Genomic DNA, 16,373 nt, shown 5'->3' on the forward strand with positions numbered 1-16,373 from the left:
TGCTCATCCGTGAACACCCGAAACCGCGAACCCGTCGACCTCACCCCACCAGACTGCCGCGAGCCTCCCCGCGCATATGGGAGACACGCCCTAGAGGATCAGGCTGCGGTGCTCAAGCCCTCATCAATGCACCCACTGGGATCGGCCTGGCGCGTTCACGTGGAGCCGCGTTGGGGGAACGTTCGTGCGAGCGATGTGCGGTACAGCGACGTCCGCAGCTGGGTGACCGAACTGAGCGGTAAGCGCGGAGCAAGCACGGTGATCCGCGCGTATGGAATCCTCGCATCGATCCTCGACGTCGCTGTACGCGATCGGCGCCTTGGCGAGAATCCGATTCGCGGTATCAAACTGCCGAAGAAGACGCCCAAGCGTAGGGTCTATCTGAGCCACCGCCAGGTGGAACTACTCGCGCAGGAAGCGCGCTACCCCGCCCTCATTCTCTTTCTGTCCTATACCGGGCTGCGCTGGGGTGAGGCCACCGGGCTCCGAGTGCGGGATGTCGACCCTCTGCGACGCCGCGTGTATGTGCAGGAGAACGCGGTCATGGTCAACGGCGCGATACGCACGGGCACACCGAAAACTCACGCGAACCGATCCGTCCCTTACCCGGACTTCCTCGAAGGATTCGTGCGAGTCGATCTGCGCGGCAAATCACCCGAGCAGCTGATGTTCGGGGACGGCAACGATCACTTGCGGCTGCCAAACTCACAGGACGGCTGGTTTGCCCGCGCCGTCCGCCGCGCGCAGCGGACAGACCCCGACTTTCCTCGCGTCTCACCGCACGATCTGCGGCACACCGCGGCAAGTCTCGCGATCAGCGCCGGCGCCAACGTCAAGGCTGTGCAGCGAATGCTCGGTCATGCCAGCGCCGCAATGACGCTCGACACCTATGCCGACCTCTTCGATGACGACCTCGACTACGTGGCCGACGCACTCAGTCGAGCTCGCAGCGCGCAGCGAACTGTATTGATCGCCGAGGGTCCGACCACGGATCCCGGCGGCTTCCGAGAGCTTGATCGCGGTCGCACCCTCGACTCGTAGCGCCTTCGCGCCGAGGCCCGGCGCCCTTGGTCGGCCAAGCCCATTAACGCGCGTTCCGACACGGTTTTACTCGTTCTTTACTCACGAGCCCATTTCGGCGAAGACGAAAGCCCCGCGATCCCAGTGTTTACAAGGGACCTCGGGGCTTCGACGGTGGCGGTGACGGTGGGATTTGAACCCACGGTAGGGGGTTACCCTACACAACTTTTCGAGAGTTGCACCTTCGGCCGCTCGGACACGTCACCGCCGACCAGCTTACGACACACCGCCGGATGTCGCGAACTCGGACGCCCCGACCGCTCCGCCGGCGGCGTCCCGGGCCGCCGGCGGAGCGTCTTCGCGGGTGTCATCGCACCCGCGGGGACCCCGTGATCTGCTCTGCCCCCTGCGGAGCCGTCGCGGGGAACACGCGGAACCGGCGTCCCGATACCCGGTTCGGCGTGATGCGCACGAAGTCATGCTTCGGCGTCGGGGAGGAGGAGACGAGATCGAGGATCCCGGAGGCCTCGATCTCGTCGTCACGGTCGAGGCGTGCCGCCTGCCCCCGCACGACGACGCTCCAGCGGCATCCGTCGTCGGAGTCGTCCGTCTCGAACGCCACCTGCGGCCGTGCGGCGAGCGCCGCGAGTTTGGACCCCGGGCCGGAGCGGACGTAGAGACAGCCGTCGTGGACGGTGAAGTCCACCGGGTACAGGTCGGGCGCACCGTCGGCCGCGACGAGCGCCAGGCGTCCCACACCACCGCCCTGAAGCAGTGCCCAGCAGTCGCGTGCGCGCAGGATCTCCACGGCGTGCGCGGCGAGGCGAGCAGGCTGCGGCGCGGCGGCGATGGCCGCGCGGGCGGCGGGAGGGGCGGTGCGGGTGGCGTCCATGGCGTTCTCCTCGCCTCGATCGAACCGCAGAGCCGCACTGTCGAGAAGGGCCGAAGGTCCCCCCGCGCACCCGGGACCTTCGGCCCTCGGCAGGTGGATACACCGCGCGTAGCGTCGCGGACATGCGCACCATCACCCTCGGGTACGACGACGGCCCCGCCGCCCGCACCGCGCTGGACTGGGCCGCCCGTCGAGCCGCGCGCGACCGGTCCGTGCTGCACATCACGACCGTCACGAGCATGATCGGCGCGGACGCGCGGCGCGTCGATCGGATGCTGGAGGACGCGATCCGACGCGTCCACGACATCGCCCCGGGCGTCCACGTGGAACCCCACAGGATCGACGGGTCGATGCCGAAGGCCCTGGCCGAAGACGCGCGCAGCGCCGATCTCGTCGTGGTCGGCATCCGTCACGGCTCCCCGGTGAAGGCGGTCCTGGCGGGCAAACCGCTGCGGTTGATCGCACACGCGCACGGCCCGGTGGCGTTCATCCCCGAGGATTGGACGCCGAACGACGAACCGGTCACGGTGGGGATCGACGACGACGCGTCGTCGCAGACGGCGATCCTCCTCGCCGCGGCGGAAGCGAATGTCGCGGGCGCTCCTCTGCGCGTCGTCCACGCGTGGTCGATGCCGGTACCGACGCTCGAGGGGTCGGTGGCCCTGCTCTCCTCGCCGCTGCAGGTCAAGGATCAGCACCGGCGGATCCTGAAGGATGCCGTACAACGAGCGCGGGCCGCGGCATCCGGCGTCCGGGTCGAGGACGTCCTGGTCTCCTCCGCGCCGACGCCGGCGCTCGCGCACCAGGCGCCGCTGTCGTCGCTCCTCGTCCTCGGCACGCACCGGCGCGGGGTGGTCACCGGCGGTCTCCTGGGTTCCGTCGCGCAGGATCTGCTCGGACGCGTCTCGACGCCGATCCTCATCGCACCGAATCCCCGCTGACGCCCCCGCCCCGCGACAGCGCCCGGACCAGCGCGGCACCCCTGGCTAGACTCGCCCCACGAGGTCCCGACACGACACACGCCGAGACGCCGACGGGAGGCCGGGCATGGACGCCGCCGACGAGAGCTTCTCCCCGCGACGCCTCGGCGACCTCCTCCGCGTGAGCAGCTCGGTCGTCGAGCACCTCGACCTCGAAGAGGTCCTCGGCCGCATCGTCGAAGCGGGGATGTCCCTGGTCGGCGCCCGATACGGCGCGCTGGGGGTGCTCGGCGACGACGGCACGCTCACCCGCTTCGTCCACCGCGGCATCCCGGACGACACCGCACGCCGGATCGGCGATTTCCCGCGGGGCCACGGCATCCTCGGCGCGGTCATTGCCGCCTCCGAGCCTGTGCGTCTCAGCGATCTCGCCGCCGACCCGCGGTCGGTCGGCTTCCCCGCCCACCATCCGCCGATGCACTCCTTCCTCGGCGTCCCGGTGCGCGTGCGGGATGCCGTCTACGGCGACCTGTACCTGGCCGAGGCGGACACCGGGCGATTCACGGATGCCGACGAAAACCTCGTCGTGTCGCTCGCCGCGATCGCGGGAATCGCGATCGAGAACGCCCGCCTGTACGAGCGCGCCACGATCCGTGAGGAGTGGAGCGCCGCCATCGCGGACGTCATGGGCGCCCTCCTCGACGTCCGCGGCGACGACGCGCTGGAGGTGATCGTCGACCGGATCGCCCCGCTCGTGGACGCCGACCTCGTGACCCTCGCCGTACCGACGACGGATGCCGACACCCTCGGCATCGTCGCTGCGCGCGGCGCCGCGGCCGAGGCCCTCCTCGGCCGCGAACACGACGTCGGCGCCACCGCGGCGGGTCTCGCGATGACCTCGCGCCGTGCCGTGAGCGCCCCCACGCAGCCGGCGGATGCGGTCTTCCCCGGCCAAGCCGCGCAGGGCCCGACCGTCGCCGTCCCTCTGCTCGCCGGCGACGAGGTCCTCGGCGTGCTGACCGTGTCGCGCGCCCCCGGGGCCGCGGCGTTCACCGACGCCGACCTCGAGATGGCGTTCGTGTTCGCCGGGCAGGCAGGCGTGGCGATCGAGGTCGTCCGCGGCCGGGACGACCGTCGCCGACTCGAGCAGGCCGACGACCGCGCCCGCATCGCGCGGGACCTCCACGATCACGTCATCCAGCGCCTGTTCGGGGCGGGCCTTTCTCTGCAGGCCCTCGCCCACCAGCATCCGAACGCCGCGGACGACCTGTCGACGCAGATCGACACCCTGGATGCCGCGATCCGCGAGATCCGGACCGTCATCTTCGCGCTCGGCAGCGCCGGCGGCGCCGGACGCGGGGGCGCTCGCGACCGCCTCCTCTCGGTCGCGACCGAAGCGGGGCGCCCCTTGGAGACGAGCCCGCGCGTGAGTTTCCGCGGCCCGGTGGACAGCCTCGTCCCCGCCGCCCTCGTCGACGAGCTCACCGGCGTCCTCCGCGAGGGCCTCACGAACGTCGCCAAGCACGCGGATGCCCGCACCGTCGACGTCACCGTCTCCGCGGACGACGATGGGGTCCACCTCGAGATCCGCGACGACGGACGCGGTATCCCGCCGCACAGCCGCCGGAGCGGACTGGCGAACCTCGCCGAACGCGCCCGCCAGCGCGGCGGCGTATTCGACGTCACGTCGTCGGCGGCGGGCACGACGCTCCGGTGGAGCGCGCCGTTCGGAGGATCGCAGACCGCGCCGGAGAGAGAAGAGAGCACCCGATGACCCGTGTCTTCCTCGTCGACGACCACGAGATCGTGCGCCGCGGCATCGCGCAGCTCGTGGACGCCGAGCCCGACCTCGACGTCGTCGGCGAGGCGGGCGACATCGCCGAGGCCCTCCGCCGCATCGAGGCCACCGCCCCCGACGTGGCCGTGCTCGACGTCCGCCTCCCCGACGGCAGTGGCGTCGACCTCTGCCGCGAGGTGCGGTCGCGGCATCCGCAGATCGCCTGCCTCATGCTCACCGCGTACGACGACGACGAGGCCCTGCGCTCGGCCGCCCTCGCGGGCGCCAGTGGCTACGTGCTGAAGGACATCCGCAGCGCGGCGCTCGTCGACGCGATCCGCGCGAGCGCCGCGGGACGCACCGTGCAGTCGGCGCAGGCGCTGCGCACCGCCGCGCAGGCCGCCGCCGCCCCGGCCGTCGGCAACACCGCCGCATCACCGGATGCCGACCTCACCTACCGCGAGCGCCAGGTGCTCGACCTCATCGCCGACGGCCTCACCAACCGCGAGATCGGCGAGCGGCTCGGGCTGGCGGAGAAGACGGTGAAGAACTACGTCAGTGGGCTGCTGGCGAAGCTCGGGATGGTGCGGCGCACCCAGGCGGCGGTCTACCGCGCGGAGCACCGACGCGGGAGCTGACCGACGCGGGATGACCGGCGCGGGCGGAGCGTCACGGCTGCCGTCGGAACGACCTCCACGGCGCGTCCGCGGCGTCCCGCGCGAACACGATGCGGTCGTGCAGACGCGACTGTCGTCCCTGCCAGAACTCGATCTCCGTCGGCACCACCCGATACCCGCCCCAGTGCGGCGGTCGCGGAACCGTCACGTCCTCGGCGAAGCGAGCGGATGCCGCATCCATCCCCGCCTCGAGCTCCGCGCGCGAGCCCACCGGCTGCGACTGGTCGCTCGCCCACGCCGACAGCTGCGACCCCCGGGGCCGGGAGGCGAAGTACGCGTCGTCGCGGTCGGCGTCGAGGGGGGCCGCCTCGCCGAGCACGATGATCTGACGTTGAAGGGCATACCAGGGGAAGAGGAGCGAGACGCGCGGGTTCTCGGCGAGAGCGCGGCCTTTCCGCGAGGTGCGGTTGGTGAAGAACCAGAGCGCGCCGTCATCATCGACTCCGCGGAGCAGCACCGTGCGGGAGGTCGGCCGGCCTGCGACGTCGACCGTGGAGACGATCATCGCGTTCGGCTCGGGCAGGTCCGCGGCATCCGTCAGCCACCGCCGGAAGAGATCCAACGGGTCGGCGTCACGGGCGTCGTCGCCCAGCGCGTCGAGCGCGTAGTCGAGTCGGTGGGCGAGCGGATCCTCGGCGGTCATCCGGTGCGCTCCCTTCCGGCCGGCACCACCGTCGGGCGCGGGTGGACCCATCGTAGGGCCCGGCTCCGACGCGAGGGCGAGGAGGGACGTTCGTCCCGTCTCGGGCGCCCGTCGGCCCTGCCAGACTGGTGTCATGACTGTCATCGAGAACTCGAAGGTCACCGTCGTCGGAGCCGGCAGCGTCGGTTCGAGCACCGCGTACGCGGCGCTCATCCGGGGATCCGCCCGCCACGTCGCGCTGTACGACATCGCCACCGAGAAGGTGGAGGCCGAGGTCCTCGATCTCGCCCACGGGACCCAGTTCACCGGCACGAGCGACATCACCGGCGGCAGCGACATCTCCGTCGTCGAGGGGTCGCACGTCGTGGTCATCACCGCCGGCGCCAAGCAGCACCCCGGGCAGACGCGCATCGAACTCGCGGGCACGAACGCCGGCATCCTCGGCTCGATGATGCCCCAGCTGCTCGAGGTGGCCCCGAACGCCGTCTACGTCATCGTCACCAACCCCTGCGACGTGCTCACGGTGCTCGCTCAGGAGTCCACCGGGTTGCCGACCGAGCGGATCTTCGCCTCCGGCACGGTGCTCGACACCTCGCGCCTGCGCTGGAAGCTCGCTCAGCGGGCGGGGGTGTCGACCTCCAGCGTCCACGCCTACATCGTCGGCGAGCACGGCGACACCGAGTTCCCGCTGTGGTCCAAGGCCACGATCGGCACCGTCCCGATCCTCGACTGGGTGACCCCGCGCGGCGATCGCATGACGGTGGAAGAGCTGGACAGCATCGCCGTCGACGTCCGCGACGCCGCCTACAAGGTGATCCAGGGCAAGGGCGCCACCAACTACGCCATCGGGCTGTCGAGCGCGCGGATCATCGAGGCGATCCTGAAGGACGAGCACGCCGTCATGCCGGTCTCCCCCGTCCTGCAGGACTTCCACGGGATCGACGGCGTCGCCCTCTCCGTCCCGAGCATCGTCAGCGCCGCCGGCGCGCGCCCGGTCACCGAGACCGCGTTCGCGCCGAACGAGCTCGAGCTCCTGCACCGCAGCGCCGAGGCCCTGAGAGGCGTGGCCGACTCGCTGCGCTGACCCGCGGCATCCGCCCGGTGTCGGGGGCGCCGCCTACGCTGAGGGGATGGCGACCAAGCGCACCCCGACCGCTCCCTACCGGTGCACCGAATGCGGCTGGACGACCGCGAAGTGGGCGGGGCGCTGCGCGGAATGCCAGCAGTGGGGAACGGTCGTCGAGGCCGCCGAGCAGACCGGCATCCTCCGCGCCGTCACCCCGGTCGCACCCGGAGCGGCGCGCGCCGCCCAGCCCATCACGCGGGTCGAGACCTCCGACACCCCACGCCGCACGAGCGGGGTCGGCGAGTTCGACCGGGTCCTCGGCGGCGGCATCGTCCCGGGGGCGGCGATCCTCCTCTCCGGCGAGCCGGGGGTCGGCAAGTCGACGCTTCTGCTCGAGGTCGCCGCGCAGTCCGCGCGTTCCGGGCGGCGGGTGCTCTACGCCAGCGCCGAAGAGTCCACCGCGCAGGTGCGCCTGCGCGCCGAACGGACCGGCGCGCTCCACGACGAGCTGTATCTCGCCAGCGAGACCGACCTCGCGACGATCCTCGGGCACATCGACGACGTGCAGCCGCAGCTGCTCATCGTCGACAGCGTGCAGACGGTCGCATCGGGGCTCTCCGACGGCATGGCCGGCCAGCCGGCGCAGGTGCGCGAGGTCGCCTCCACCCTCATCCGCATCGCGAAAGACCGGGGCCTCCCCGTCATCATCGTCGGTCACGTCACGAAGGACGGGACGATCGCCGGCCCGCGCGTCCTCGAGCACCTCGTCGACGTCGTGTGCCACTTCGAGGGTGACCGGCAGACCTCGCTCCGGTTCGTCCGGGCGCTGAAGAACCGCTTCGGACCCACGGACGAGGTGGGATGCTTCGACATGACCGGAGACGGCATCGCCGAGGTCCCCGACCCCAGCGCCCTGTTCCTCGGCCACGGCCAGCCCGAGCCGGGAACGTGCGTGGCGATCGCCCTGGAGGGGCGGCGTGCGATGCCGGTCGAGGTCCAGGCCCTCACCATCAACACCGGTGCGCCGAACCCGCGCCGCATCGTCAACGGCGTCGATGCGGCGCGGGTGGCGATGGTGCTGGCGGTGCTCGAGAAGAAGGCCGACATCGTCACGTCGAATCAGGACGTCTACGTCTCCACCGTGGGCGGCATCCGCTTCACCGAACCCGCCGCCGACCTCGCCATCGCGATCGCCGTCGCAGGAGCCGTGCTGAACCACGCCACCCCGCGGACCCTCGCCGCGATCGGCGAGCTCAGCCTCGCCGGCGAGGTGCGCCCCGTGTCGCAGTCACCGCAGCGGCGCGGTGAAGCCGCCCGCCTCGGGTACACCGACGTCATCGACAACCGTTCCGGAACCCTGCGCGCCGCTATCGGCGACGTGCGGCGGCGTGTGCGATCCCGCCCCGGGGAGGCGTCGCCGAGCTTCTGAGACCAGGCCTCGGGCCGGGGCTTCAGAACGGCGAGACGACGAACAGCTCGAGGCCGCGGCATCCGTCGGGGAGGTATCCGTCGGCCGATGAGAACCCGCCGCCGAAGAAGACCTCCTCGCCGTCGACGTGGGTATCGTCGCGCCAGACAAGGGCGTCGCCGTCCATCTCGGCGTCGCCGGACGGGAACGTCAGTGCGACGTCCTCACCCGCTCCGTAGGGCGACTCGATGCGCACGCATCCAGCATCCGTGCGAAGCACTCCGCTGATGAGTGCTTCCATGCCGGCGTTCGGGCGGGGATGGATGCCGAGCGGCCCGTCCGAGGGGATCCCCGCGCCAGAACACCCGGCGAGGAGGAACGCACTCGCGGCGACGGCGACGGCGACGGCGAACGCCGCAGCGCGCCGTCGGAGAACCATCGGTGAGCGAATCAGCGCCGTGCGCGGTAGCGACGACGACGCTGGCTGGGCAGCGTACCGAGAGCGATCGGCACCGCGAGACCGGCGGCACAGACAAGAGCGACCATGACGAACTCCACCCCGAGAGAGTAGGCAACACCGGCGCCGTTGTCGAGTCCGCCGCGCGAACATGACGGTCGCGGGCGCGCCTCTGCTCAGGCCTCGAGGGCCGCCAGGAGGTCGGCCGGCGCCGCCTGCAGCGGATGGGGGCCGGCGATGTCGAAGAACACCGTCGTGATGACCTCGCCGTGGGTCGCGAGGAAATCGCGCAGCCACAGCGGCGAGTGCAGGCCGACGTGAGGAGGAAGGGTCGCGGGCTTGTGGGCGGCGTCGCTGAAGAGCAGGAGCGCGATGTCGCCCGTCGCGGGGTCGCGGTAGGTCCAGACCTCACCCGAGTCGCGCGGGTCGTCGCGGGACCCCGGACGCAGGAGAGGAACCACGGTCGGACCGTGGCGGAGGGCGAAGGCGACCGCAGCCATGTCCTGCGTCTGCAGGGCGTCGGTCAGCTGCGTGTTGCGGAACTCGGCCGAGACGTCCTTCGGCTTCTTCTTCTTGGCCATCCCACCAGCGTAGACGGCGCGGAGGCGGGTCCTCCAGGCGTGACGGCCGTCAGATCAGTAGAGCAGGAACTGCGCTGAGTCGGTCGACGGGATGCCGCCGATCTCGACGTCGAGGTGGTACGACGCCCCACCCGCGGGCGCCTGCGCGCGATCGGCGTCGCAGGTGTCCTGGGCCGACCGGGTGCGGTCCCACGCGACAGGCTCGGCGGAGGTGACGGTCTGATCGGCGGCGAGGAGGACCACCATGTTGCTGGGCTCGGCCTGGCAGTCGGTCGACCGCCACCAGACGTCCTCACCGCTGGAGACGGTGAACACCTGCGCGCTCGTCCCGACGTTCAGGATGCAGTCGTCGCCGGTGTTGGTGAGGCGGATCGACAGCTGCGGCTGCTCCCCCGAGCCGTAGGCGTCCCGGTCGGTGACCGCTTCGACCGTGACGTTGCGAGCGGCGCAGGCCGGGGCGACGGGTGTGCCGGACGGCGTCGGCGTGGCCACCGGATCCTCGGGAGCGGCGGTGGAGTCCTGCGCGTTCGATTCGGGCGCGGGGAGCGCGTCGGCGCCGTCGACGGACTCGCTCGCGGCCGGCGGCGTGCTCTCGGATGCGGACCCCTGCCACGGCTGCGCGATGAGGAGCCAGACGACCGCGACCACGGCAAGGAGCGCGAGGAGGACGACCAGGCGCCGCCGGCGGTAGACCGCGGGCGACGGACGCTTCCGAGGCTGCGAACCGCTCATGCCCTCCAGCGTAAGTCGGCGAGGCACGGCATCCCGCGCGGCGCGCGGCCGGCGGTCAGAGGCGCTTCAGCATCCGCGTGTTGCCGAGCGTGTTCGGCTTCACATGGGCGAGGTCGAGGAATTCCGCCACACCCTCGTCGGGGGAACGGACGAGCTGCGAGTACACGTCGGGATCGACCACCTGCTCGCCGATCGGGGCGAACCCGCGGCGCTGGAAGAACTCCACCTCGAACGTCAGGCAGAACAGCCGCGTGATCCCGAGCGTGCGCGCCGCGTCCTCGAGCTTCTCCACGATGACGCGGCCGACGCCGCGATGCAGCCACTCGTCGACGACGATGAGGGTGCGGATCTCACCGAGGTCCTCCCACATCACGTGCAGTGCACCGCATCCGATGAGCGTGCCGTGCTCGTCTTCGGCGACGACGAACTGCTGCACCGCCTCGTAGAGCACCACGAGGTCCTTGCCGAGGAGAATTCGGCGCTGCACGAACGGCTCGAGCATGCGCTGGATGCCGCGGACATCCCGGGTCGTCGCCGGCCGGACCGTGAAGTCGCTCATCCACCCAGCCTACGGTCCGCGTGCGCCGAACGAGGAAGGGGCGGATGCCGCAGCATCCGCCCCTTCCCGTGTCAGCGTGTCAGTCGCTCGTGATGGCGAGATCCGGCGTCACCGCGATGTCGGGGTTCGTTCCGACGCCGATCGCGACGCGGTCGCCGCGCGGGCCGTGCTCGAACGCGAACTCGCCGTTCTCGACGTCGACCTTCACGTGGTCGCCGGGCTCGAGCTCGCCGTGCAGGATCTTCTCGCTCAGACGATCCTCGATCTCGCGCTGCATCGCACGACGCAGCGGGCGGGCGCCGAGGGCGGGGTCGAAGCCGATCTCGATCAGCTTGTCCTTCGCGGCGTCGCTGAGTTCCACCGTCATGTCGCGGTCGAGCAGACGCTCGCCGAGGCGCTTGGTGAACAGACCCACGATCTCGCGCAGCTCGGGCTTGCTCAACTGCGGGAAGACGATGATGTCGTCGACGCGGTTGAGGAACTCGGGCTTGAAGTTGCGCTTGAGCTCCTCGTTGACCTTGCCCTTCATCCGCTCGTAGGTCGTGCCCTGGTCGCCCTCCACCTGGAAGCCGACGGGGCCCCCGGCGATCGCCGACGAACCGAGGTTCGTCGTCATGATGATCACGGTGTTCTTGAAGTCGATGACGCGACCCTGACCGTCGGTCAGACGACCTTCCTCGAGGATCTGCAGCAGCGAGTTGAAGATGTCCGGGTGGGCCTTCTCGATCTCGTCGAACAGGACGACCGAGAACGGCTTGCGGCGCACCTTCTCCGTCAGCTGGCCACCCTCTTCGAACCCGACGAATCCGGGAGGGGCACCGAACAGACGCGAGACGGTGTGCTTCTCGCCGAACTCCGACATGTCGAGGGAGATCAGCGCGCCCTCGTCGTCGAAGAGGAACTCGGCGAGCGCCTTGGCGAGCTCGGTCTTTCCGACGCCCGTGGGGCCGGCGAAGATGAACGAGCCCGAGGGACGCTTCGGGTCCTTGAGACCCGCACGCTGACGACGGATCGTCTTGGACAGTGCCGCGATCGCCTCTTCCTGGCCGATGACGCGCTGGTGCAGCGCCTTCTCCATGAAGACCAGGCGGCTGGACTCCTCCTCGGTGAGCTTGAACACCGGGATGCCGGTCGCCTGGGCGAGCACCTCCGCGATCAGGCCCTCGTCGACCACGGCGTTCGTGGCGACGTCACCGCTGCGCCACTGCTTCTCCAGGCGCAGACGCTCGGCGAGGAGGGACTTCTCCTCGTCGCGGAGAGAGGCGGCCTTCTCGAAGTCCTGCTCCTCGGAGGCGACTTCCTTCTGCTCGCGGACCTTGGCGATCTTCTCGTCGAACTCGCGCAGCTCCGGAGGGCTCGACAGGATGCTGAGGCGCAGGCGCGCCCCGGCCTCGTCGATCAGGTCGATCGCCTTGTCCGGGAGGAACCGGTCGGAGATGTAGCGGTCGGCGAGGTTCGCCGCTGCGACGATCGCACCGTCGGTGATCTGGACCTTGTGGTGCGCCTCGTAGCGGTCGCGCAGGCCCTTCAGGATGTTGATCGCGTGGGGGAGGCTGGGCTCGCCCACCTGGATCGGCTGGAAGCGACGCTCGAGCGCGGCATCCTTCTCGAAGTGCTTGCGGTACTCGTCGAGGGTGGTCGCACCGATCGTCTGGAGCTCACCGCGGGCGAGGAGCGGCTTCAAGATCGACGCAGCGTCGATCGCGCCCTCGGCGGCGCCCGCACCCACGAGGGTGTGGATCTCGTCGATGAAGACGATGATGTCGCCGCGCGTGCGGATCTCCTTCGTGACCTTCTTCAGGCGCTCCTCGAAGTCACCGCGGTAGCGGGACCCGGCGATGAGCGAGCCGAGGTCGAGGGAGTAGAGCTGCTTGTCCTTCAGCGTCTCGGGAACGTCGCCCTTCACGATCGCCTGGGCGAGGCCCTCGACGACGGCGGTCTTTCCCACACCGGGCTCGCCGATGAGGACGGGGTTGTTCTTCGAGCGACGCGAGAGGATCTGCATGACCCGCTCGATCTCCTTCTCGCGCCCGATGACGGGGTCGAGCTTGTTGTCGCGAGCGGCCTGGGTGAGGTTGCGGCCGAACTGGTCGAGGACGGCCGAGCCACCCTGGGGTCCGGATGCGCTCTGCTCGCCGGCGCCGGCCGCGACGCCCGCGGGCTCCTTGCCCTGGTAGCCGGAAAGGAGCTGGATGACCTGCTGGCGCACCTTGTTCAGGTCGGCGCCGAGCTTGACCAGCACCTGGGCGGCCACGCCCTCGCCCTCGCGGATGAGGCCGAGGAGGATGTGCTCGGTGCCGATGTAGTTGTGACCGAGCTGGAGGGCCTCGCGGAGGCTGAGCTCGAGCACCTTCTTGGCACGCGGCGTGAAGGGGATGTGACCGGTGGGCTGCTGCTGGCCCTGACCGATGATGTCCTGCACCTGCTCGCGCACGGCGTCGAGCGAGATGCCGAGGGACTCCAGCGCCTTGGCGGCGACACCCTCGCCTTCGTGGATCAGGCCCAGCAGGATGTGCTCGGTCCCGATGTAGTTGTGGTTGAGCATCTTCGCCTCTTCTTGGGCGAGGACGACCACACGACGGGCACGGTCCGTGAATCTCTCGAACATCGGCTTCACTCCTTCGGGCTCAGAGCCACAGGGGCGCACTTCCGGGCGCTTGTATCGAGGGTAACGAGCAGGCGGATGCCGCATGCCCGTGTTCGCCGTGGGCATACCGACGCGAGCGGATGCGGCATCCGAGGGTTGACTTCGTATCGAAAGTCGATAAGTTAACGATTGTCGTTAATAACGTTCATCGATATGGAGGTGCGAGATGTCCTCATCTGCAACGTCCGGAACGCTGTCCCGAGCCGATCGCGTCGGCGTGGTGGTGCTCGTCGGCGTCGGGCTCGTGCTGGCCGCGATCACCGTGGTGGGCGCGGTGATCCGGCTGGCCGAGACACTCGGCGGCGGGCCGATCCAGGTGTTCGCCGAGTTCGCCGGCACCCCCGCCGAGGCCCCCATCGGCGTGGACGGGGCTCCGGTGACGGTCGCGCTCGACACGGCGATCCTCAGCGTGTCCGACCTGCCCTTCGCCTCGGTGATCTCGCTGGTCGTCCAGCAGCTGATCCTCGTGACGGCGGTGGTCGTCGTCGCCGCCATGCTGGGGCTGCTGGCCCTCGGCATCCTGCGGGGGGTCGTGTTCAGCAAGCGGCACACGATCTACGTCGGGACGGCGTCGACGGCCGCGTTCTTCGGGATCGTGCTCTACCCGTTCTTCGGCAACATGGCCGCCAACGGCGCCTTCGCGGCGCTGTCGGACGGCACGTTCGAGAACGTGATCCTGACGGTCCAGCCCTTGACCTTCATCGTCGCGGCGTTCGTCGCCGCGCTCGCGACCACCGTCTTCTCGGTCGGGGCGCGGCTGCAGCGAGAGACCGAGGGCCTGGTGTGAGCCCCGCCGAAGACGAGGGTCCGAGCGGCATCCACTGCCGGCTCGACGAGCTGCTCGCCGAGCGCGGGATGACCCTCACCCGCCTGTCGGAGCTCGTCGGGGTGTCGGTGGTGAACCTGTCGGTGCTGAAGAACGACCGGGCCCGCGCGGTGCGCTTCTCCACCCTGGCCGCGATCTGCCGCGCCCTCGACTGCGAGGTCGGCGACCTCCTCATCCGCGCCTGACCCCCTCCCCTCCTCTGTCCCCCGGCCCCGTTGAGTGGCGCCTTCGCGTGGGTCCGCGCGCGCGACACCCGCACGAAGGCGCCACTGAACCCCTACTCACGCGCGGCCAGAGCGCGACGCACCCGCGCCACGAGCGTGCTGGGTGTCGAGAAGACGTCCCGTTTCGTCACACGGATGACGCGCCACCCCGCTTCGGCGAGCCGCTCGACACGCGCGATGTCCCGTGCCCATTGGGCAGGGTCCGTGAGGTGATACTCGCCCTCGTACTCGAGCGCGAGCCGATGCGCGGGATAGGCGAGGTCTACCTGCGCCAGCCACCGACCACCGACCACGACGTCGACGTTGACTCCCGGTGCGGGCATCCCCGCCTCGCGGAGGATGAGCCGAAGCCACGTCTCCGGCCGCGATCGAGCCCGCGGATCGATCAGGGGAAACGCGCGGCGGAGGAGAGCGATGCCTGTCCGGCGGCCCGCACCGAGCGCCGCGTCGAGCTGTGCCGGCGTCGCGAGCGCGGGCGGATCATTCGGATGCAGCGGCACACGAGTCACGGCATCACCCAGCGCCACGACATCCTCGATTCGCGGGAGGAAAGACGCCGACTGCGCCCAGAGGGAGGCCGGGGACGCCAGCGAGAATCCATGGCGCGGATGCGCCTGGGCATGGACCAGCTCGGCTCGAAGGCAGCGTCCGCGAACCGCGCGGCCGGCCGGTGCCCGACGTGGCCAATGCACTCCGACATCCAGTCGTTCTGCATCGAGGAGCGAGATCGGAATCGGAAGATCCCAGAGCACGGCAGCCGTGGCGTGGGTGAAGAACTCGTGCTCCGTCATGCGCTGGGCGTAGTGGTGCGCCCGCTCGCGGATGAGCCCCTCGGTACCGGGCGTCTCGACCCGCTCGCGCCGTGCACGAACGCCGCGGAACGGGATCTCGACGTCCTGCGCGCGCAGTCGAGACGCCGACACACCGGCGTCTCTCGCGTCGGCGAGCGAGAAGGCGGAGCCGAGGTGGACGGGAAGCGACGGGCGACGCATCGCGCCAGCCTGCGTCACCCCGCGCGCTCCCCGCGGTTGTCCACAGCTTCTCCACGAACCCGCCGTCGCAGCCGCGCCTGGGGAGGAGGCCGCCACGCCATTCGGTGGCGCCTGCGCGTGGGTGTCGCGTCTCCACACCCGCGCGAAGGTGCCACTGAACCGGGCGCGGGGGCCGGGGGGGTTTAGTTCGAGCCGAGGATGGGGGTGCGCACGTCGGTGAACTCGGGCGAGCCGGTGAGGACGAGCTCGACGCCGTCGTCCGCCTCCACCCCGTCCACGACGAGCACCGCGGCGCGCGGGGCCATGTCCATCGTGCAGACCTGGTCGGCGGGCGGCTCCTCGACGGTCGCGGTGACTTCGGCGGGGCCCGTCGCCACGACCTCCCGGAACACCGGCGGGCAGCTCGACGAACCCCAGGTCAGGACGACGAACTGTCCGTCCGTGTCGGTCCAGCCCGCGCTCGGCGCGTACTGCGTCTCGCCCCCGGGGCCGGCGAGCCCCGTCACCCCGTCGAGCTCGGTCTCGCCGCGGAAAGCCTCGCCGTCGACGACGATGTCGAGGTCTTCGGCGGGGTCGACCCCCTCGGGAACACCCACGAGACTCACGCGCGGCACGAGATCACGCGTGCATGCGGTGTCCTCCGGTTCGACGAGCGTCACCGTCAGCACACCGTCCGCGTACGTGGCGTCCTCGGCCATCGGGATGCACGTCGACGAGCCCTGCGTGACGATGCCGATCGACCGGCCGTCGTCGAGCCACGCGGCGTCGACCTCGACCGCGACCGGCGCCGACGCATCCGGGGTCGGCGCGGGTTCGGCCGTCCCCCCGCCGCCATCCCCGGAGCCCGCGGGCGTCGCGCACCCGGAGAGCGCCAGGACCAGAGCCGCGGCCACCCCGAACCCGGAAAAGACCATGCGCCGTCGCGTCATCTCGTTCGCCTCTCGATCGCGCC

Annotated in this window: 17 protein-coding genes and 1 tRNA gene; 8 read left to right on the forward strand and 10 right to left on the reverse strand. The window is 70.6% G+C overall.

All coding sequences use genetic code 11. The features are described from left to right. Positions 1 to 222: 222 nt before the first annotated feature. A complete protein-coding gene (locus AB0O93_RS12680; RefSeq protein WP_363343877.1) occupies positions 223 to 1,041 on the forward strand; it encodes a site-specific integrase in 819 nt (272 codons plus the stop codon). Between the two features lie 154 nt (positions 1,042 to 1,195). On the opposite strand, the gene AB0O93_RS12685 is transcribed toward AB0O93_RS12680, so the two are convergent. Further along, a tRNA-Ser gene (locus AB0O93_RS12685) sits at positions 1,196 to 1,286 on the reverse strand. A 101-nt stretch (positions 1,287 to 1,387) separates the two neighbouring features. Beyond that, positions 1,388 to 1,912, reverse strand: a complete 525-nt coding sequence (locus tag AB0O93_RS12690) for a pyridoxamine 5'-phosphate oxidase family protein (RefSeq protein ID WP_363343879.1) — start codon at positions 1,910 to 1,912, stop codon at positions 1,388 to 1,390. A 122-nt stretch (positions 1,913 to 2,034) separates the two neighbouring features. Between AB0O93_RS12690 and AB0O93_RS12695 the strand changes: the two genes are divergently transcribed. The 3 genes from AB0O93_RS12695 (at position 2,035) to AB0O93_RS12705 (ending at position 5,247) form a co-directional block, all read left to right on the forward strand. After that, positions 2,035 to 2,853 (forward strand): universal stress protein, encoded by an 819-nt coding sequence (locus AB0O93_RS12695; RefSeq protein WP_363343881.1) that lies wholly within the window; start codon positions 2,035 to 2,037, stop codon positions 2,851 to 2,853. 106 nt (positions 2,854 to 2,959) lie between these two features. After that, positions 2,960 to 4,606: a GAF domain-containing protein gene (locus AB0O93_RS12700; protein ID WP_363343883.1), complete on the forward strand. Its 1,647-nt coding sequence runs from the start codon at positions 2,960 to 2,962 to the stop codon at positions 4,604 to 4,606. Continuing rightward, positions 4,603 to 5,247, forward strand: a complete 645-nt coding sequence (locus tag AB0O93_RS12705) for a response regulator transcription factor (protein ID WP_363343885.1) — start codon at positions 4,603 to 4,605, stop codon at positions 5,245 to 5,247. Before AB0O93_RS12700 ends, AB0O93_RS12705 begins: the two co-directional genes overlap by 4 nt. A gap of 31 nt (positions 5,248 to 5,278) precedes the next feature. Here the strand turns inward: AB0O93_RS12705 and pdxH are convergent, their stop codons facing one another. Next, positions 5,279 to 5,929: a pyridoxamine 5'-phosphate oxidase gene (gene pdxH / locus AB0O93_RS12710; RefSeq protein ID WP_363343887.1), complete on the reverse strand. Its 651-nt coding sequence runs from the start codon at positions 5,927 to 5,929 to the stop codon at positions 5,279 to 5,281. A 133-nt stretch (positions 5,930 to 6,062) separates the two neighbouring features. On the opposite strand from pdxH, the gene AB0O93_RS12715 reads away from it, so the two are divergent. After that, positions 6,063 to 7,013, forward strand: coding sequence for an L-lactate dehydrogenase (locus AB0O93_RS12715; protein WP_363343889.1), 951 nt, complete (start codon positions 6,063 to 6,065; stop codon positions 7,011 to 7,013). A gap of 46 nt (positions 7,014 to 7,059) precedes the next feature. Then, positions 7,060 to 8,424: a DNA repair protein RadA gene (radA, locus tag AB0O93_RS12720; RefSeq protein ID WP_363343891.1), complete on the forward strand. Its 1,365-nt coding sequence runs from the start codon at positions 7,060 to 7,062 to the stop codon at positions 8,422 to 8,424. Between the two features lie 22 nt (positions 8,425 to 8,446). Here radA and AB0O93_RS12725 read toward each other — a convergent pair whose 3' ends face one another. The 5 genes from AB0O93_RS12725 to AB0O93_RS12745 all read right to left on the reverse strand — a co-directional run bounded on the left by AB0O93_RS12725 (position 8,447) and on the right by AB0O93_RS12745 (position 13,340). Further along, entirely contained in the window at positions 8,447 to 8,842 is a 396-nt protein-coding gene (locus AB0O93_RS12725) for a hypothetical protein (RefSeq protein WP_363343893.1), read from the reverse strand. Between the two features lie 194 nt (positions 8,843 to 9,036). After that, positions 9,037 to 9,441, reverse strand: coding sequence for a dehydrogenase (locus AB0O93_RS12730; protein WP_363343895.1), 405 nt, complete (start codon positions 9,439 to 9,441; stop codon positions 9,037 to 9,039). A gap of 54 nt (positions 9,442 to 9,495) precedes the next feature. After that, positions 9,496 to 10,173, reverse strand: coding sequence for a hypothetical protein (locus tag AB0O93_RS12735; RefSeq protein WP_363343897.1), 678 nt, complete (start codon positions 10,171 to 10,173; stop codon positions 9,496 to 9,498). 55 nt (positions 10,174 to 10,228) lie between these two features. Next, complete coding sequence (locus AB0O93_RS12740) at positions 10,229 to 10,732, reverse strand: amino-acid N-acetyltransferase (protein ID WP_363343899.1); 504 nt, start codon at positions 10,730 to 10,732, stop codon at positions 10,229 to 10,231. Positions 10,733 to 10,811: 79 nt separating this feature from the next. After that, positions 10,812 to 13,340 (reverse strand): ATP-dependent Clp protease ATP-binding subunit, encoded by a 2,529-nt coding sequence (locus AB0O93_RS12745; RefSeq protein WP_363343901.1) that lies wholly within the window; start codon positions 13,338 to 13,340, stop codon positions 10,812 to 10,814. A 205-nt stretch (positions 13,341 to 13,545) separates the two neighbouring features. Between AB0O93_RS12745 and AB0O93_RS12750 the strand changes: the two genes are divergently transcribed. After that, positions 13,546 to 14,166: a hypothetical protein gene (locus AB0O93_RS12750; protein ID WP_363343903.1), complete on the forward strand. Its 621-nt coding sequence runs from the start codon at positions 13,546 to 13,548 to the stop codon at positions 14,164 to 14,166. Beyond that, a complete protein-coding gene (locus AB0O93_RS12755) occupies positions 14,163 to 14,390 on the forward strand; it encodes a helix-turn-helix transcriptional regulator (RefSeq protein WP_363343905.1) in 228 nt (75 codons plus the stop codon). The genes AB0O93_RS12750 and AB0O93_RS12755 overlap by 4 nt, the downstream gene beginning before the upstream one ends. 92 nt (positions 14,391 to 14,482) lie before the next feature. Here AB0O93_RS12755 and AB0O93_RS12760 read toward each other — a convergent pair whose 3' ends face one another. Next, positions 14,483 to 15,421, reverse strand: coding sequence for a hypothetical protein (locus AB0O93_RS12760; RefSeq protein WP_363343907.1), 939 nt, complete (start codon positions 15,419 to 15,421; stop codon positions 14,483 to 14,485). A gap of 182 nt (positions 15,422 to 15,603) precedes the next feature. After that, a complete protein-coding gene (locus AB0O93_RS12765; protein WP_363343909.1) occupies positions 15,604 to 16,350 on the reverse strand; it encodes a hypothetical protein in 747 nt (248 codons plus the stop codon). Positions 16,351 to 16,373: the final 23 nt, after the last annotated feature.

The organism is Microbacterium sp. NPDC077184 (assembly GCF_040687055.1).
Lineage (GTDB): Bacteria > Actinomycetota > Actinomycetes > Actinomycetales > Microbacteriaceae > Microbacterium.